The organism is Streptomyces sp. NBC_00259, from assembly GCF_036181745.1.
Lineage (GTDB): Bacteria > Actinomycetota > Actinomycetes > Streptomycetales > Streptomycetaceae > Streptomyces > Streptomyces pratisoli.
Window position 1 is genome coordinate 2566471 of record NZ_CP108080.1, and the last position, 15200, is coordinate 2581670.

A 15200-nucleotide genomic window follows, 5' to 3' on the forward strand; every position below is an offset into this window, starting at 1 on the left:
CGAAGGTCGACGCCCAGGTCAGCCGCCACCACCCGGAGGCCGACGCCCCGGCACGTCAGGTCCGGGCCTCGTCTGTGCCCGGTGCTGCTAGAACGGGTCGAAGTCGTCGAACTCGCGCTGGGCCTCGTCGCGCTCCGCGTCGCGGTCCTTGCGGCGCTGGGCCGCGGGGCGCGGGGCCTCGAGGCGGTGGTCCTCGCCGCGGCGGCCGAGCATCTCCGCGCCGGCCATCATCGTGGGCTCCCAGTCGAAGACGACCGCGTTGTCCTCGGGGCCGATCGCGACGCCGTCGCCCGCGCGGGCGCCCGCCTTCATCAGCTGTTCCTCGACGCCGAGGCGGTTGAGGCGGTCCGCCAGGTAGCCGACGGCCTCGTCGTTGTTGAAGTCGGTCTGGCGCACCCAGCGCTCCGGCTTCTCGCCGCGCACCCGGAAGAGGCCGTCCTCCTCCTGCGTGACCGTGAAGCCCGCGTCGTCGACCGCCTTCGGGCGGATGACGATCCGGGTCGCCTCCTCCTGCGGCTTGGCCGCGCGCGCCGTCGCCACGATGTCGGCCAGCGCGAAGGACAGCTCCTTCAGCCCGGTACGCGCGACCGCCGACGCCTCGAAGACGCGGTAGCCGCGCTCCTCCAGGTCCGGGCGGATCATCTCCGCGAGGTCCTTGCCGTCCGGGATGTCGATCTTGTTGAGGACGACGATCCGGGGACGGTCGTCCAGTCCGCCGTACTGCTTCAGCTCCTCCTCGATGACATCGAGGTCGGAGACCGGGTCGCGCTCGGACTCCAGCGTCGCCGTGTCCAGGACGTGCACGAGCACCGAGCAGCGCTCGACGTGCCGCAGGAACTCCAGGCCGAGGCCGCGGCCCTGGCTGGCGCCGGGAATCAGGCCCGGCACGTCCGCGATGGTGTAGACGGTCGAGCCGGCCGTGACGACGCCGAGGTTCGGGACCAGCGTCGTGAAGGGGTAGTCCGCGATCTTCGGCTTGGCGGCGGACAGCACGGAGATCAGCGAGGACTTGCCCGCGCTCGGGTAGCCGACCAGCGCCACGTCCGCGACGGTCTTCAGTTCCAGGACGATGTCGCCGGTGCGTCCGGGCTCGCCGAGCAGCGCGAAGCCGGGAGCCTTGCGGCGGGCCGACGCCAGCGCCGCGTTGCCGAGGCCGCCGCGGCCGCCGTCGGCCGCCACGTACGTCGTGCCGTGTCCGACCAGGTCGGCCAGGACGTTGCCCTCGTTGTCGAGGACGACCGTGCCGTCCGGCACCGGCAGGACCAGGTCCTGACCGTCCTTGCCGGAACGGTTGCCGCCCTCGCCGGGCTTGCCGTTGGTCGCCTTGCGGTGCGGCGAGTGGTGGTAGTCCAGCAGCGTCGTCACCGACTGGTCGACGGTGAGGATGACGTCTCCGCCACGGCCGCCGTTGCCGCCGTCCGGTCCGCCGAGCGGCTTGAACTTCTCACGGTGAACGGAGGCGCAGCCGTGGCCTCCGTTACCCGCGGCGATGTGCAGCTCGACGCGGTCCACGAAGGTGGTCATGGGGTGTGCCTCCAGTACGTACGGAAATGTCTACTGCGTAACACGCGAAAGGCGGACCCACTTCCCGTCACGGGAAATGAGGTCCGCCCTCGCGAGAACTGTTCTACGGGGCCTTGATTCAGGCGACCGGAACGATGTTCACGACCTTGCGGCCGCGGTGGGTACCGAACTCCACCGCACCGGCCTGCAGCGCGAACAGCGTGTCGTCGCCGCCGCGGCCGACGCCCGCGCCCGGGTGGAAGTGGGTGCCACGCTGACGGACCAGGATCTCACCCGCGTTGACGACCTGACCGCCGAAGCGCTTCACGCCGAGCCGCTGAGCGTTGGAGTCGCGACCGTTCCGGGTGGACGATGCGCCCTTCTTGTGTGCCATCTCTCCTCAGTCCCTTACTTCGCAGCCGTGGGGATCGCCGTGACCTTGATCGCCGTGTACTGCTGGCGGTGGCCCTGACGACGGCGGTAGCCGGTCTTGTTCTTGTAGCGCAGGATGTCGATCTTGGCGCCCTTGTGGTGGTCCACGACCTCGGCCTCGACCTTGATCCCGGCCAGCACCCACGGGTCGCTGGTCACAGCGTCGCCGTCGACAACGAGCAGGGTCGAGAGCTCGACCGTGTCGCCAACCTTGGCAGTGGAAATCTTGTCAACCTCAACGATGTCGCCGACAGCAACCTTGTGCTGGCGACCACCGCTGCGCACGATGGCGTACACGCGGATCTCTCTCTCGCTCGAAACGGGAACCCCTGAAGCCAGCCGTCCGCACGGACCAAGGGCCCGCGACTGTCCGCAATGGATGAACGGCCTCTCCCGGCCGAGGGCCGGAAGGGAGGTGCTCAGAAGCTGACGCGTATGGAAACACGCCGACGGTCAAGGTTACGGGGCGGGCCGCAGGGGGTCAAACCAGGTCGTCGGGGAAGACGAGGACGCCGTTCCGCCCACTGCGGATGATCAGGGCTGGTGGCCGCCCGGCCCAGGGTTGTTGAATGTGCGCTCGTGTCCCTGCGCTCCCTTCTCACCCTGCCTCGTATGTTCCGGCACGGTCCTTCCGTCGGTGCCGACCTGCCCCCGGACGAGGCCGTTCGCCTCGACGAGCGGCCGGAACCACTGCGCGACGCGGTGGCCGCGGCGACCGCCGGGGACCACGGGCCCGCGCGGGAGCTGCTGGCGGCGACGCGGCTGGGCGCCGAGTGGGAACGGCGCAGCGACTACGTCGGCGCGTTCGCCGACTCCGCCCTGCACAGTCCCGGCTGGCTGGACGCATGGCTCGCCGAGTCGCCCAAGGACCCGGACGCGATGCTGGTCAAGGCCGATCTGTGCATAGCTCAGGCGTGGGCGATACGGACCGGGGCCCGCGCAGGACAGGTGTCGCCCGACCGGCTCAAGGCGTTCTTCGCCCTGCTCGAGGACGCCGTCCCGGTGCTCGGCGCGGCTGCCGAGGTCAACCCCGACGACCCGGTGCCGTGGCGGATCGCCCTCACCCATGCCATGGGCATCCAGGCGCCGCGCGAGCTCTTCGACGCGTACTGGGCCGAGGCCACCGCCCGCGCCCCGCACCACTACGGCTGCCACGCCGCCGCACTGTGGTATCTGTGCGAGAAGTGGCACGGCTCGCACCAGGAGATGTTCGACTTCGCCGAACGGGCGGCCGACGAGGCTCTGCCGGGCTCGAAGCTCCGCGCGCTGCCGCTGGCGGCCGCGATCGAGTACGACGTCGTCGCCGACGCGGGGAAAGAGGGGCCGATCGACCGGTCCCGGATCGTCGCCGCGGTGGACCGCGCGCTGGAGCTGTCCTCCTTCTACGAGCCCGGCGACCCCGAGGCGGCCGGCTTCCGCAACGAGCTGGCCCTGATGCTGATCCTGGCCAAGCGATTCGAGGAGGCGCTGGACGTCTTCCGGGCGATCGGGGTGCAGGCCCGCTCCTACCCGTGGGCGTACTTCGGGGACGCGCGTCAGGAGTTCCTGGACTTCCGCACCGGCGTACGGATGCAGATCGCGAGCGCGACCCCTTTCTTCTCCAGGCCCTCGCGGTCGGTGACCGGCTCGGTGACGGATGTCCCGGCGGGGCCCGTGGTCCACCTGATGGCGATCGCCGCCGCACCGCCCGCACAGGTGGCCGCGGCGGCGCTGATGTGCGGGATCCCGCTGCGGATCGCCCCGGCCGGCGGCTCGGCCAGCTATGTGGCGCTCGCCCCGGACGGTTCGCCCGGGCGGCGGGCCGCCCTGAGCGGCGGCGAGGACCGGCTCACCGGCGCGGCGGACACCTTCACCACCGGCGAGAAGTGGCCGGCCCTGGTGCTGCGCCGGACCGGCGGCCTGGCCGGGTTCACGCTGCTGCACAAGGGCAAGGAGGTCGCGGCCCACGCCTGGGACCCGGCCGCGCCGGTCGCCGACCACGCCTCGGCGGCCGCGACCGCCGGCGCGCTCGCCCGGGTCTACGGCCTTCCCGACCCGCGCCCGCTCACCGGCCTGCTGCGCTCCTCGGCCGCCCCGGCCCGCCACCAGGCGGACCTGGTCACCGCCCTTGGCCTGCCGCCGCTCCCGGCGGGCTTCGGCGAGCACCCCGACGCCCTGGCCGGCGTCCCCGGCACCCGGCTGCTGGAGCGCCGCGGCATCCTCTCGGGCCTGCGCGACACCCTGACGAACGACCCGGACCGCCTCCTCGTCCAGCTCTCGGGCGAAAGCCCGGCTCCCCGGCCGAAGCTGTGGTGGCTGCTCCGGAGCGTCGCGCTCGTGTTCTTCACCACAGCGGCCGCGTACGCCTGGTGGTCCCCCGGCGTGAACACGCCGCGCTCCCTCTTGTTCTCGCTGCTGAGCCTCGTCTTCGCCGCGCAACTCGCCTCCGCGACCAGGGAACGCCGCCGCCGCGTCCGCTGAACGCATCCGACTCGACGGTTCGTCAGAAAGCCTCGGAGCTCGGCGAATCGCCGCCGGGACGGACACGCGTCAGCGGTGCGCATCAGCGGCCGCGACTGGTCACGGTTTCATCACGAGCACCACGCAAATGCCCCCAAATGCATATCAAACCGCTGGTATGAACCAACGACCTCTCCGCCTTGTTGAGTTGGCCACCTTCTCTCATCACAGAACTCCACACCCTTCACATACGATCCACTTCATCACTGACTGATCAATGCCCATGGGGGGGTACTCAGCCATGGCTGGAAAGAGGCGTGCCGACGTCGGCCGCAGACGGTTCATCCGGATCGCAGGCGGCACCGCGGCCGGCGTCGCGGTAGCAGGCGGGGGCGCGTTCACCGCCATGGCGACCGGGGTGTTCGACGGGAAGCCCGACCCGTTCGCGAACATGCCGCGTTCGCTCGCGCTGAGCCTGCCGCAGACGCCCGGTGGCTTCCCGGTGCCGCCGCTGCCGGACCCGAACGACGGGGGCACGGGCTACGCGCCCGACCCGTCCACGCACATTCCGTCCGCGCGCTCCGCGCCGGACCCGCGGGCGGTCGAGAAGGACGTTCCGACCACCCTGCCGTTCGAGTTCAAGACGAGCGGCTTCACGATGGTGGCGGACCTCCCGGAGGCCCTGCGCCCCTGGCGCAACCGCCCGACCCTCTGGGAGAACAGGACCCCCACGGGTCTCTACCGGCTGAACGCCCAGGGCGCCTACCTGTACCACCCCAACAACGGGGCCACGGGCTACGATCACCCGGTGGGCCAGGTCCAGTTCGGGCTCGGCTGCATCACACCAGCTACCGCATCGAGAAGGACCCGACCCGCAAGGCGGTCTTCCTCCAGCGCGCCAAGGCCCAGGCCGACCGCCTCATCGCCAAGCGCGTCGAGGCACGTGGCGCCTGGTACTTCCCGTACGGGTTCAGCTTCAAGCACGAAGTGCACAGCGGCGTCGACTACAAGGCTCCCTGGTACTCGGGCATGGCCCAGGGCGAGGCCATCAGCCTCTTCGTCCAGCTCGCGCAGCTCGAAGGCATCACCGAGTCCGAGCGCACCCTCTACATGGCGGCCGCGCACGGCGCCTTCTCCTCGCTGCTGCGGGGCGACAACGGGGTTCCGTGGTGCGTGAACAAGGACCGCGCGGGCTACCTGTGGATCCAGGAGTACCCGTTCAAGACGGCCGGTGCGGGTGACTACACGTACAACGGCATGGTCTTCGCCATGTTCGGCCTCTGGGACTACTTCCAGGCGACCGGCAACGCGCTCGCGGCCAAGCTGTACGACGGCGCCTGCACCACCATGGCCCGCTACTTCCCGCTGCTGCGCAACGCCCGTGGGCTCTCGTACTACTGCCAGACGCACCGGATCCAGACGGACTCGTACCACCCGCACCACATCACCCTGTGGCGGCAGCTGCACTGGTAGACGAACAGCGTCGTCTTCGCCAACCAGATGGACCTGCTGATCGACGACTTCCCGCCGTACGTCCTGCCGGCCGGCGCGAGCATCGCCATCGCCAAGGGCACGCACACGCTCTACAAGATCGCCACCAAGCCGGACGGGTCCTACGACAAGAACCTGGCCGCGCCGGACAAGATCCTGTCCACGAAGAAGGTCACCTTCGCCAAGGCCACCGGCGCCCCGGTGAGCATGCGGCGACGGATCAAGGGCGCCGGCATCTGGTACCAGATCAGCGCCGGAGCGTACAAGGGCTACTGGATCGGCGAGGCGTTCCCCAACGCCTTCCTGCGCGGTGAGTACCTGCCGACGGACTACCGGGTGCAGCGCACGCTGACGTTCCGCACCAACACCGACATCCCGGTGTACCAGTTCGGCACGAACGGTGTGGTCGGCACCACCAAGAACGTCAAGTACGCGACCGCCACCACGGCAACCTTCGACCGGAGGTCCATCGTGAACGGCCGGGCGATGTGCCGTATCTCGGCCGGTGAGCTCGCCGGCTACTGGGTCCCCGCGAACCAGGTCGTGACCGACGGAGCCTGATCACCTCCGCACACCACCCAGAGCAGATACGGGCCGCCCGCCTCCGGCCGCACAGCCGGAGGCGGGCGGCCGTATGCTCGCCGGGAAGCCAGACACCGGAAGGCACAGAAGTGAACTACAGGGTCCAGCCCACCGCCCAGGTCGACGAGACCGCCGAGATCGGCGCCGGAAGCAGTGTGTGGGAGCTCGCCCAGATCCGTGAGGGCGCCCGCCTCGGCGAAGGCTGTGTGATCGGCCGCGGTGCGTACGTCGGTACGGGCGTACGCATGGGCGACAACTGCAAGCTGCAGAACTACGCGCTGGTCTACGAGCCGGCCGAGCTCGGTGACGGTGTCTTCATCGGCCCCGCCGTGGTCCTCACCAACGACCACAACCCGCGCTCCGTCGACCCCGAGGGCAAGCAGAAGCGCGGCGGCGACTGGGAGGCCGTCGGCGTGAAGATCGCCGACGGTGCCTCGATCGGTGCCCGCTCGGTGTGCGTAGCCCCCGTCACCATCGGCCGCTGGGCGATGGTCGCCGCGGGCGCCGTCGTCACCAAGGACGTGCCGGACTTCGCGCTCGTCGTCGGTGTCCCGGCACGGCGGATCGGCTGGGTCGGCCGGACCGGCGTCCGCCTGACCGAGCGCGCGGGCGAGCCGGGCGTGTGGGAGTGCCCGCAGACCGGCTCCCTGTACGAGGAGAAGGACGGCGTCCTGACCGAGCGCTGACGGGCCGCGCAGACCCGTTACGGGGTGACGCGCCGCGTCACCCCGAGAAGGCCGGGAGGCCGGCTCAGGCATCCGATCGAGTCGGCCGTCCCCGCTTCCGCGTGTCCGTCACCGCTCCCACCCCGGGGCTCCCCATAGGATCCGCAGCCATCGCTGATCTTCCCCGGGGGGCTCAGGCATGGCTGAGGACAGCCGTTCCACGCTCGACCGCAGACGGTTCGTCCGGCTCGCGGGCGGCGCCGTGCTCGGCAGCGCCCTGGCCGGTGCCGGCGCCGGCACCGCGCAGGCGGTCATCGGCGCCCCGGCGCTGCCGCCGCCCCTCGGCCACCCTCACCAGCCCCAGGTTCCGCCCGTGCCCCCACTGCCCGACCAGCTCTCGGGAGGCAAGGTGACTCCCCCCGCACCGTCCCTCCGTGTCCCGTACGCCCAGGGCACCCCCGCCCCGGCGGCCGTCCGGGAGGCGCTCCCGGACACGCCGCCGTTCACGTTCCGGACCTCCGGCTACACGGCGGCGGACCTGCCGGAGCAGCTGCGGCCCTGGCGCGACCGGCCCACGGCGTGGGCCGCTGTCACCCCGGACACCGCGCACACCTATCTCGATCCGGCAGGCGTCATCAAGTACCGCCCGAGCAGGTCGGCCGCCGGGTACGACCAGCCGGTCACCCAGATCCAGTTCGGCCTCGGCTGCGTCGCCGCCCACCGCACCGCCGGCGACCCGGACCGCAAGGCCCTCTTCCTCAAGCGCGCCAAGGCCCAGGCGCACCGCCTGATCGACAACCGGGTGGAGAGCCGCGGCGCGTGGTACTTCCCGTACCCGTTCGACTTCACGCACAGCACCCACAGCGGGATCTCCTACCGCGCCCCCTGGTACTCGGGCATGGCGCAGGGCGAGGCGATCAGCCTCTTCATCCAGCTGTCCCAGCTCGACGGAGTGACGGCCGCGGAGCGCACGCTCTACCGGACGGCCGCCGACGGCGCCTTCGCCTCGCTGCTGCGCGGGGACGACGCCGCCCCGTGGGTCGTGAACCGTGACAGCGAGGGCCACCTGTGGATCCAGGAGTACCCGGTCGACGCGCCCGGCACGTCCGACTGCACGTACAACGGCATGATCTTCGCCATGTTCGGGCTGTGGGACTACGTCCGGGCCACAGGGAACGCACTGGCGGCCCAGCTCTACGACGGTGCCTGCACCACGGTCGACCACTACTTCCCGACCCTGCGCAACCGGCAGTGGGCCTCGCACTACTGCCTCACCCACCGGATCCCGACGCCTTCGTACCACCAGCACCACATCAATCTGTACCGGCAGCTGCACTGGCAGACCGGCAGCCCTCGCTTCGCCCACATGAGCGACCTGCTGACGGACGACTTCCCCGCGGGACAGCTGCCCGCGGACTCCCCTGTCGTCCTCGCCGCCGGTACACACACCCTGTACCGGTACGACACCAACACCGACGGTGACTTCCTCGCCTCGAAGGGCGACGCGGAACTCGCCCGCAGGACCGTGTCCCTGTCCCGGGCCACCCGGGCCACCGCGAGCCGGCGGCGGCGGATCATGGGCCGCGGGGTGGCGTACCGGATCGACACGGGCCCGTACGCCGGCTGGTGGGTGGGCGAGGCCTTCCCGAAGTCCTATCTGCTCGGCGAGTACCTGCCCAGCGTGTACCGGCCCCAGCGCTCGCTCGTCTTCCCCGCGGGCACCGGCGTGGTCTGCCGCCGTTTCGGCCGGGACCGGGCCGTCGCGGCGACGCGCACGGTGACGTTCGCCAAACCTTCCCGCGCGCCCTTCGACCGCCGGTCGGTCGTCAACGGCAGACCGATGTGCCGGATCGCGGCCGGGGCCCTCAAGGGCTTCTGGGTCTTCGCCGGCGATGTCGTCACCGACGGCCGCTGACCACGGCAGAAGCACCGCTGGAGCACCGTCGGGGGCGTAGGGCCCGCACGTACGGTCCCCGGTGACCCGTTTTCGGCCGAAGTACGCATACGGTTCACGAAATCGTTATGCGGCTGCCGTGTATGTCCGCAGCGGCGTTCTGACCATTGCATGCACACGACTGCCGCCCGGTGCGGCCCCGACGCCCGGGCCTGGTCAGTTCGCGGATTGCCTACCATTGCGAGCAGTGTGAGACCGTGACACGCCTGCCATCGCCCTGACCGAGAAGAAGAGTGCTCAGTGAAAGTCATCAGCATCGTCGGTGCCCGTCCTCAATTGGTGAAGCTCGCCCCCATCGCGGCGGCGTTCGCGGAGACCGAGCACGAGCACTTCATCGTGCACACCGGACAGCACTACGACGCCGATCTCTCCGACGTCTTCTTCGACGGCCTGGGCATCCCCGACCCGGACGTCCACCTCGGCGTCGGTTCGGGCAGCCACGGCGTGCAGACGGGCTCCGTGCTCTCCGCCCTGGACCCGGTCCTGGAGCGTGAGAAGCCGGACTGGGTGCTCGTGTACGGCGACACCAACTCCACCATCGCCGGTGCGCTCTCGGCGGTGAAGATGCACCTGCCCGTGGCGCACCTGGAGGCGGGCCTGCGCTCCTTCAACCGGCGGATGCCGGAGGAGCACAACCGCGTCCTCACCGACCACTGCGCCGACCTGCTGCTGGCCCCCACCGAGGAGGCCATGCGCCATCTCGCGAGCGAGGGCCTCGCCGACCGCGCGCAGCTCGCCGGTGACGTCATGGTCGACATCTGCCTGCGGATCCGGGACGCCGTGCGCGCCGGGGAGCACCCCGCGCCCGCGCTGCCCGAGGGCATCGACCCGTCGCAGCCGTTCCTGCTGGCGACGCTGCACCGCCCGGACAACACGGACGACCCGGAGCGGCTCTCCGCGATCATCGAGTCGATGGCGAAGCTGCCGGTGCCGGTGGCGCTGCTGGCCCACCCGCGTCTGGTCGCGCGGGCCGACGCGCACGGCATCGACCTGACGCAGGGCAACGTGCACGTCGGCCGGCCGCTGCCGTACGCGGGTCTGGTCGCCGCCGTGCTGGCCTCCACCGGTGTGGTGACGGACTCCGGCGGTCTGCAGAAGGAGGCGTTCCTGCTGGAGCGCATCTGCACCACGGTCCGGCCCGAGACCGAGTGGGTGGAAACCGTGGACACCGGCTGGAACGTCCTTGTTCCCGACCCGCACACCCTCTCCCCCGAGGAGTGGGCCGCGACGGTCACCCGTGCCGTGCCGACCGCCGACCCCGGCACCCCTTACGGCGACGGCAGGGCCGCCCAGAACGTTGTCCGGATCATGGAAGAGTGGAAGGGGGGCAGCCGGCACGCGTGACGGAGCACGGGCCCGGGCGCCGCACTCCCTCAGCGAGGGGCGACGCGGCGACAGGTGGCCCGAATCCGTACATGTCACCGTGCTAGCGTCACCGGTTATGTCAGCGTCTCCCAGGTCCGGGCTGCCCGCGGAAGGCAGGCGGCCTCATGTGATCTACCTCGCCATCGGATTCCCGCCGGCCGCCAAGAGCTCGGCGTACCGCATGCGCGAGACCGCGAACCAGTTCATCAACGTGGGCTGGGACGTCACCGTCGTCAACGTCGCCCAGGAGTCCTGGGAACGGGACTCCGGTATCGACCTCACCCTGCTGGAGCAGGTCGACCCCAAGGTCAGGATCGTCGAGCTGCCGCTGGCACGCGAGGATCTCGAGACGGACATCCGCCTCTACGACGAGGCGCGTGCGCTCAACCCCAACGGCTGGGTCGCCAAGCTGCGCCGCCGCCAGATGAAGCCGTTCCCGGAGCCCAATTTCGGCGAGTGGCGCACCGATCTGGAGCAGGCCGTCCTGAAGATCCACGAGGAGCACCCGGCCGATCTGCTGCTCGCCAGCTGTGTGCCGTACGTGAACCTCGCCGCGGCCTGGAAGCTGTGGGAGGAGAAGCAGGTGCCGTACGCGGTGGACTTCCGCGACGGCTGGTCCATCGACGTCATCGAGGGCGTCGAGGCCTTCGGCCGCGACTCCGAAGAGGGCCGCTGGGAGCAGAAGATCCTCGACGACGCGGTCTCGCTCTGGGTCGTGAACGACCCGATCGCCGAGCACTACCGCAGGCGCTACCCCGACTTCGCCGACCGGGTGCACGTCGTGCGCAACGGTTACGACGCCGACAGCTCCCCCGGCCGCGCCCACGCCCCGGACACCGAGTCCGGTCTGGTCTTCGGCTACCTCGGTACGGTCAACTTCACCCCCCAGCACCTGGAGACGGTGCTGAACGCCTGGAAGGCGGCACGGGAGAAGGAGCCGCTGCTGGCCAACGCGCGCTTCGAGGTGCGCGGCCACATCGGCAACGGCGCCGGCCGTGAGGCGAACCGGCACACGGAGATCCTCAAGCAGGCCGAGGCCGACGGCGTCCACTTCGGCGGCCCCGCCGCCAAGGCCGAGGTCGCCTCGATCTACGCCGGCTGGGACGCCATGGTGCTGATCCTGATCGGCGGCCGTTACGTCACCTCCGGCAAGGTCTACGAGTACATGGCCACCGGCCTCCCGATCGTGTCGGCGCACGTCGTCGAGCACGACGCGTCGAACGTGCTGGACGGGCACCCGCTGTGGACGGGCGCCGTCGGCATCGACGAGGAGGGCCTGACCGAGTCGTTCGTCAGGGCCGCGCACATGGCGGTGGAGACGAGCGACGAGGTGCACGCCGAGGCCATGGCCCACGCGGACCAGTTCACCCGTGAGGCGCTGATGACCGTGGCCGTGAAGAACCTCGTCGAGGAGTTCACGGCGAAGTACGCCGCCCAGGGCGCGGCGGAGCTCGTGAGCGGCGACACGGCGCCGGTCACCGGGGACGTGGCGCCCCTCGCCGAGAAGTCGATCGTCGCCGGAGGACCCACCCCGTGACCGAAGTCCTGTTCATCGCCGCGGCCAAGCCGCAGTTCGGCGTGCTCGCCGACTCGGTGCGCAAGTTCAACGCCCTGGGCGCGCGGGTGCACCTGGGGGCCACGTTCCACCTGGAGTCCTCCGCCGAGGAGGTCGTCTCCCTGGAGGTGGCCGGGCTGCACCAGCTGCCGCGGAGCGTCGCGCACCGCAGCCAGGCGCTGCGCCGCAAGGCCCGTACGTCCCCGCTCGGTATGCGGGTGTGGATGCAGTCCAAGGGTGACTCATGGCTGCGCAACCAGGCCCGTAAGGCGGATGTGCTGGTCGCGCTCGACCCGGGCGCCGTGTACACCGTGTGGCGGCTGGCGCAGTACAACCGCGGCGCCCAGGCCATGTTCGGTCTCGCGCCGGGGCTGAAGGCCGTCGAGGGTCTGCGTCCGCAGGGCGGCAGCGTCCAGCGCCGCTCGGTACTGCCGCCGCTCGACGCCGTCGCCCGTGATGTGCGCCGCTCCGTGGACGGGCTGCCGGCCGCGCTGCTGCGGACCGCGACCGCCCGGCCCGTGATGCGGTCCACGGTCGGTGCCCGGCTGTGGCGCACCGCCGTCACCGCTCCCGGTGTGCCCACCAAGGTGCGCGCCGTGACGTCCCGCTACGTCGCCGAGGGCATGCAGTGGGCGGGCCGCACCAGCGGCGCCGCCATAGCGCTCGCGGACGCCGCGTCGAAGATCCCGGACCTCGGGCTCAAGGCGCAGCTGCTCGACGAGGGCGTGATGAAGGAGATCTCCAAGGGGATCAGCCCGCGTCATCTCGACCGGGCGGTCGCCGCCCAGCTCGCGCACGCGGACAAGGAGTTCACCGCGGGCCGCGTCGAGAAGGCGGCCTGTGCGCTGGACCGTGCGCTGTTCCTGGACTTCCACCGGGTGCTGCACATCGACCAGTTGTCCTCGCCGCTGGCGAAGGACGCCGAGGGCTTCGTCGCGCCGCTGTACCGCTCGAAGGCGATGCAGGCGCTGAGCCGTCCGCAGGGCCGCAAGGTCCCGGCGGCAGCGGCCCCCGAGGACCGTCCGCTGCGGCTGCTGGTGACGACGAGCGCCAACGACAACTTCCTCCGCCACATCCTGGATCACTTCGGGAACCACCCCGGGGTCGAGCTGCGCTATCTGGACCTGGCCGCGACGAAGTCGCTGAAGCGGATCGCGTGGGCGGGCCGGCGGATGCTGGAGGACCGGCTCTCCGGCGGCACCAGCGACTACCAGGAAGAGGTCGAGCGACTGATGCGCCCGCACCTCGACTGGGCCGACACGGTCTTCCTGGACTGGTCGGTGGGGCCCGCCGCGATGCTCACCACCATCGACCCGGGCGACACCCGGATCGTGGTCCGGCTGCACAGCTACGAGGCGTTCACCCGCTGGCCGCACATGACGGACTTCTCGCGGATCGACGACCTCGTCTTCGTCGCCCCGCACGTCAAGGACCTGGCCGCCTCGCTCGTCCCGCAGCTGCGCGGTGAGCAGGCGCCCCGCTTCCACATCATCGACAACGCGATGGACCTGTCGGGCTTCGCCCGTCCGAAGCCCGCCGAGGCGCGTTTCAACCTGGGCCTGATCGGGATAAGCCAGGTCGCCAAGGACCCGAAGTGGGCCGTGGACGTCCTGGAGCGGGTACGCCGGCACGACGAGCGCTACCGGCTGATCCTGGTCGGCGGCGACATGGACCCGAAGACGAGCCGTGCGACCCGCGACTACCGCCGCGAGTTCGAGAAGGAGCTGGCTCCGCTGGAGGAGTCCGGCGCGGTCGTCCGGCTCGGCCCGACGGACGACGTCCCCTCGAAGCTCGAGGAGATCGGCACCATCATCAGCTCCTCGGTCCGTGAGGGCTGCCACGTGGGTCTGATGGAGGGTGCGGCGAGCGCCGCGGTCCCGGTCGCCCGTGACTGGCCGTTCTACGCGGGCAAGCCCAACAGCGCCCGGACGCTCTACCCGGAGGGCTGGGTCGTCGGCTCCCCGGAGGAGGCGGCCAAGCGCATCCTGGAGGCCACCGCCTCCGAGGAGGCGTGGCGGGACGCGGGCAAGCTCGCGGCCGAGCACGCGCTGGCGGCGTGGGACTGGCCCGTCGTGCGGAAGCACTTCGAGAAGCTGTTCCTCGGCGAGAGCTGAGAGCCGTACGTGGAAGGGCCCCCGGGACATCGTCCCGGGGGCCCTTCCACGTGGCGCACGCCGTCTCAGGGGTGGCGCAGCTGCCAGCCCGCCCACGCGGACTCGACCATCTCCCGCACCTCGTGGTGCGCGCTCCAGCCCAGCTCCTCGCGGATGCGGTCGGCGGAGGCCACGACCCGGGCCGGGTCGCCGGGGCGGCGTCCGGTGACCTCGGGCTTGACGTCGGTGTGACCGGTGACGTCCTGGATGATGCCGACCATGTCGGCGACGGAGACGCCTTCGCCCCGGCCGATGTTGAGGATCAGCCGGGCGTCCGGGTCGGCGGCGAGCCGGCGGGCCGCGGCGACGTGCGCGGAGGCGATGTCCTCGACATGGATGTAGTCGCGGATGCAGGTGCCGTCGGGCGTCGGGTAGTCGTCGCCGAAGATGCGCGGCGACTCGTCGGCCGTGAGGCGCTCGAAGACCATCGGGACGAGGTTGAAGACGCCGTCGTCGCCGAGCTCGGGGGTCGCCGCGCCCGCGACGTTGAAGTAGCGCAGCGAGGCGGTGGCCATCGGGTGCACCTTGCCGACGGCCGAGACCAGCCACTCCCCGGCGAGCTTGGTCTCGCCGTACGGGTTGATCGGCGCGCACGGCGTCTCCTCGGTGACGAGGTCGACGTCGGGCATGCCGTACACGGCGGCGGAGGAGGAGAACAGGAAGCGGCTCACCCCGGCGGCGACGGCCGCGTCGAGGAGGACCCGCAGTCCCTCCACGTTCTCCCGGTAGTAGTACAGGGGCTTCGCGACGGACTCGGCCACCTGCTTCTTGCCCGCGATGTGCACGATGCCGGTGACGGCGTGCTCGCGCAGGACACGGTCCACGGTGTCACGGTCGAGGACCGTGCCGACCTCCAGCGGAACACCGGCGGGCAGCCGCTCGGTCCGCCCCGTGCTGAGATCGTCGAGGACGACGACGCGCTCGCCGCCGTCGGTCATCGCCTTCACCACATGGGAGCCGATGAATCCGGCGCCGCCGGTGATCAACCAGGTCATGGGGAACCCTCCTGCAAGCGGGCCCTGCCCCACAGGTGCGCGGGGCAGGGCCTCAGGTCGTTACGT

At 70.9% G+C, this 15200-nt stretch carries 12 protein-coding genes; 8 read left to right on the forward strand and 4 right to left on the reverse strand.

Going from position 1 to position 15200, the window contains the following annotated elements; genetic code table 11:
• Nucleotides 1–87: 87 nt before the first annotated feature.
• The 3 genes from obgE to rplU all read right to left on the reverse strand — a co-directional run bounded on the left by obgE (nt 88) and on the right by rplU (nt 2232).
• On the reverse strand, nt 88–1524 hold the full coding sequence (gene obgE / locus OG766_RS11550) for a GTPase ObgE (RefSeq protein WP_266374250.1): 1437 nt from the start codon (nt 1522–1524) through the stop codon (nt 88–90).
• A 118-nt stretch (nt 1525–1642) separates the two neighbouring features.
• Complete coding sequence (rpmA, locus tag OG766_RS11555) at nt 1643–1897, reverse strand: 50S ribosomal protein L27 (RefSeq protein ID WP_023550764.1); 255 nt, start codon at nt 1895–1897, stop codon at nt 1643–1645.
• A 14-nt stretch (nt 1898–1911) separates the two neighbouring features.
• On the reverse strand, nt 1912–2232 hold the full coding sequence (rplU, locus tag OG766_RS11560; RefSeq protein WP_030211179.1) for a 50S ribosomal protein L21: 321 nt from the start codon (nt 2230–2232) through the stop codon (nt 1912–1914).
• Nucleotides 2233–2547: 315 nt separating this feature from the next.
• Between rplU and OG766_RS11565 the strand changes: the two genes are divergently transcribed.
• From OG766_RS11565 to OG766_RS11600, 8 genes are all read left to right on the forward strand, one after another.
• On the forward strand, nt 2548–4395 hold the full coding sequence (locus OG766_RS11565) for a hypothetical protein (RefSeq protein ID WP_328725227.1): 1848 nt from the start codon (nt 2548–2550) through the stop codon (nt 4393–4395).
• 966 nt (nt 4396–5361) lie between these two features.
• The gene (locus OG766_RS11570) at nt 5362–5847 is read left to right on the forward strand and encodes a D-glucuronyl C5-epimerase family protein (protein WP_328725228.1); all 486 of its coding nucleotides are present in this window, start codon (nt 5362–5364) and stop codon (nt 5845–5847) included.
• Nucleotides 5848–5874: 27 nt separating this feature from the next.
• Nucleotides 5875–6426, forward strand: a complete 552-nt coding sequence (locus OG766_RS11575) for a hypothetical protein (protein ID WP_328725229.1) — start codon at nt 5875–5877, stop codon at nt 6424–6426.
• Nucleotides 6427–6536: 110 nt separating this feature from the next.
• Nucleotides 6537–7133: an acyltransferase gene (locus tag OG766_RS11580; protein WP_266374247.1), complete on the forward strand. Its 597-nt coding sequence runs from the start codon at nt 6537–6539 to the stop codon at nt 7131–7133.
• A gap of 178 nt (nt 7134–7311) precedes the next feature.
• Nucleotides 7312–9027, forward strand: a complete 1716-nt coding sequence (locus OG766_RS11585; RefSeq protein ID WP_266374245.1) for a D-glucuronyl C5-epimerase family protein — start codon at nt 7312–7314, stop codon at nt 9025–9027.
• Between the two features lie 279 nt (nt 9028–9306).
• Complete coding sequence (gene wecB, locus OG766_RS11590) at nt 9307–10410, forward strand: non-hydrolyzing UDP-N-acetylglucosamine 2-epimerase (RefSeq protein ID WP_266374244.1); 1104 nt, start codon at nt 9307–9309, stop codon at nt 10408–10410.
• Nucleotides 10411–10558: 148 nt separating this feature from the next.
• The gene (locus tag OG766_RS11595) at nt 10559–11968 is read left to right on the forward strand and encodes a glycosyltransferase (protein ID WP_266377990.1); all 1410 of its coding nucleotides are present in this window, start codon (nt 10559–10561) and stop codon (nt 11966–11968) included.
• Nucleotides 11965–14100, forward strand: coding sequence for a glycosyltransferase family 1 protein (locus tag OG766_RS11600; protein ID WP_328725231.1), 2136 nt, complete (start codon nt 11965–11967; stop codon nt 14098–14100). The genes OG766_RS11595 and OG766_RS11600 overlap by 4 nt, the downstream gene beginning before the upstream one ends.
• Nucleotides 14101–14165: 65 nt before the next feature.
• Here the strand turns inward: OG766_RS11600 and galE are convergent, their stop codons facing one another.
• Complete coding sequence (gene galE, locus OG766_RS11605) at nt 14166–15134, reverse strand: UDP-glucose 4-epimerase GalE (RefSeq protein WP_328725233.1); 969 nt, start codon at nt 15132–15134, stop codon at nt 14166–14168.
• Between the last annotated feature and the right edge of the window lie 66 nt (nt 15135–15200).

Coding starts and splice junctions, on each gene's coding strand:
- obgE (WP_266374250.1), bottom strand. CDS start 1,524: ATGACCACCTTCGTGGACCGCGTCGAGCTGCACATCGCCGCGGGTAAC.
- rpmA (WP_023550764.1), bottom strand. CDS start 1,897: ATGGCACACAAGAAGGGCGCATCGTCCACCCGGAACGGTCGCGACTCC.
- OG766_RS11565 (WP_328725227.1), top strand. CDS start 2,548: ATGTTCCGGCACGGTCCTTCCGTCGGTGCCGACCTGCCCCCGGACGAG.
- OG766_RS11575 (WP_328725229.1), top strand. CDS start 5,875: ATGGACCTGCTGATCGACGACTTCCCGCCGTACGTCCTGCCGGCCGGC.
- OG766_RS11585 (WP_266374245.1), top strand. CDS start 7,312: ATGGCTGAGGACAGCCGTTCCACGCTCGACCGCAGACGGTTCGTCCGG.
- galE (WP_328725233.1), bottom strand. CDS start 15,134: ATGACCTGGTTGATCACCGGCGGCGCCGGATTCATCGGCTCCCATGTG.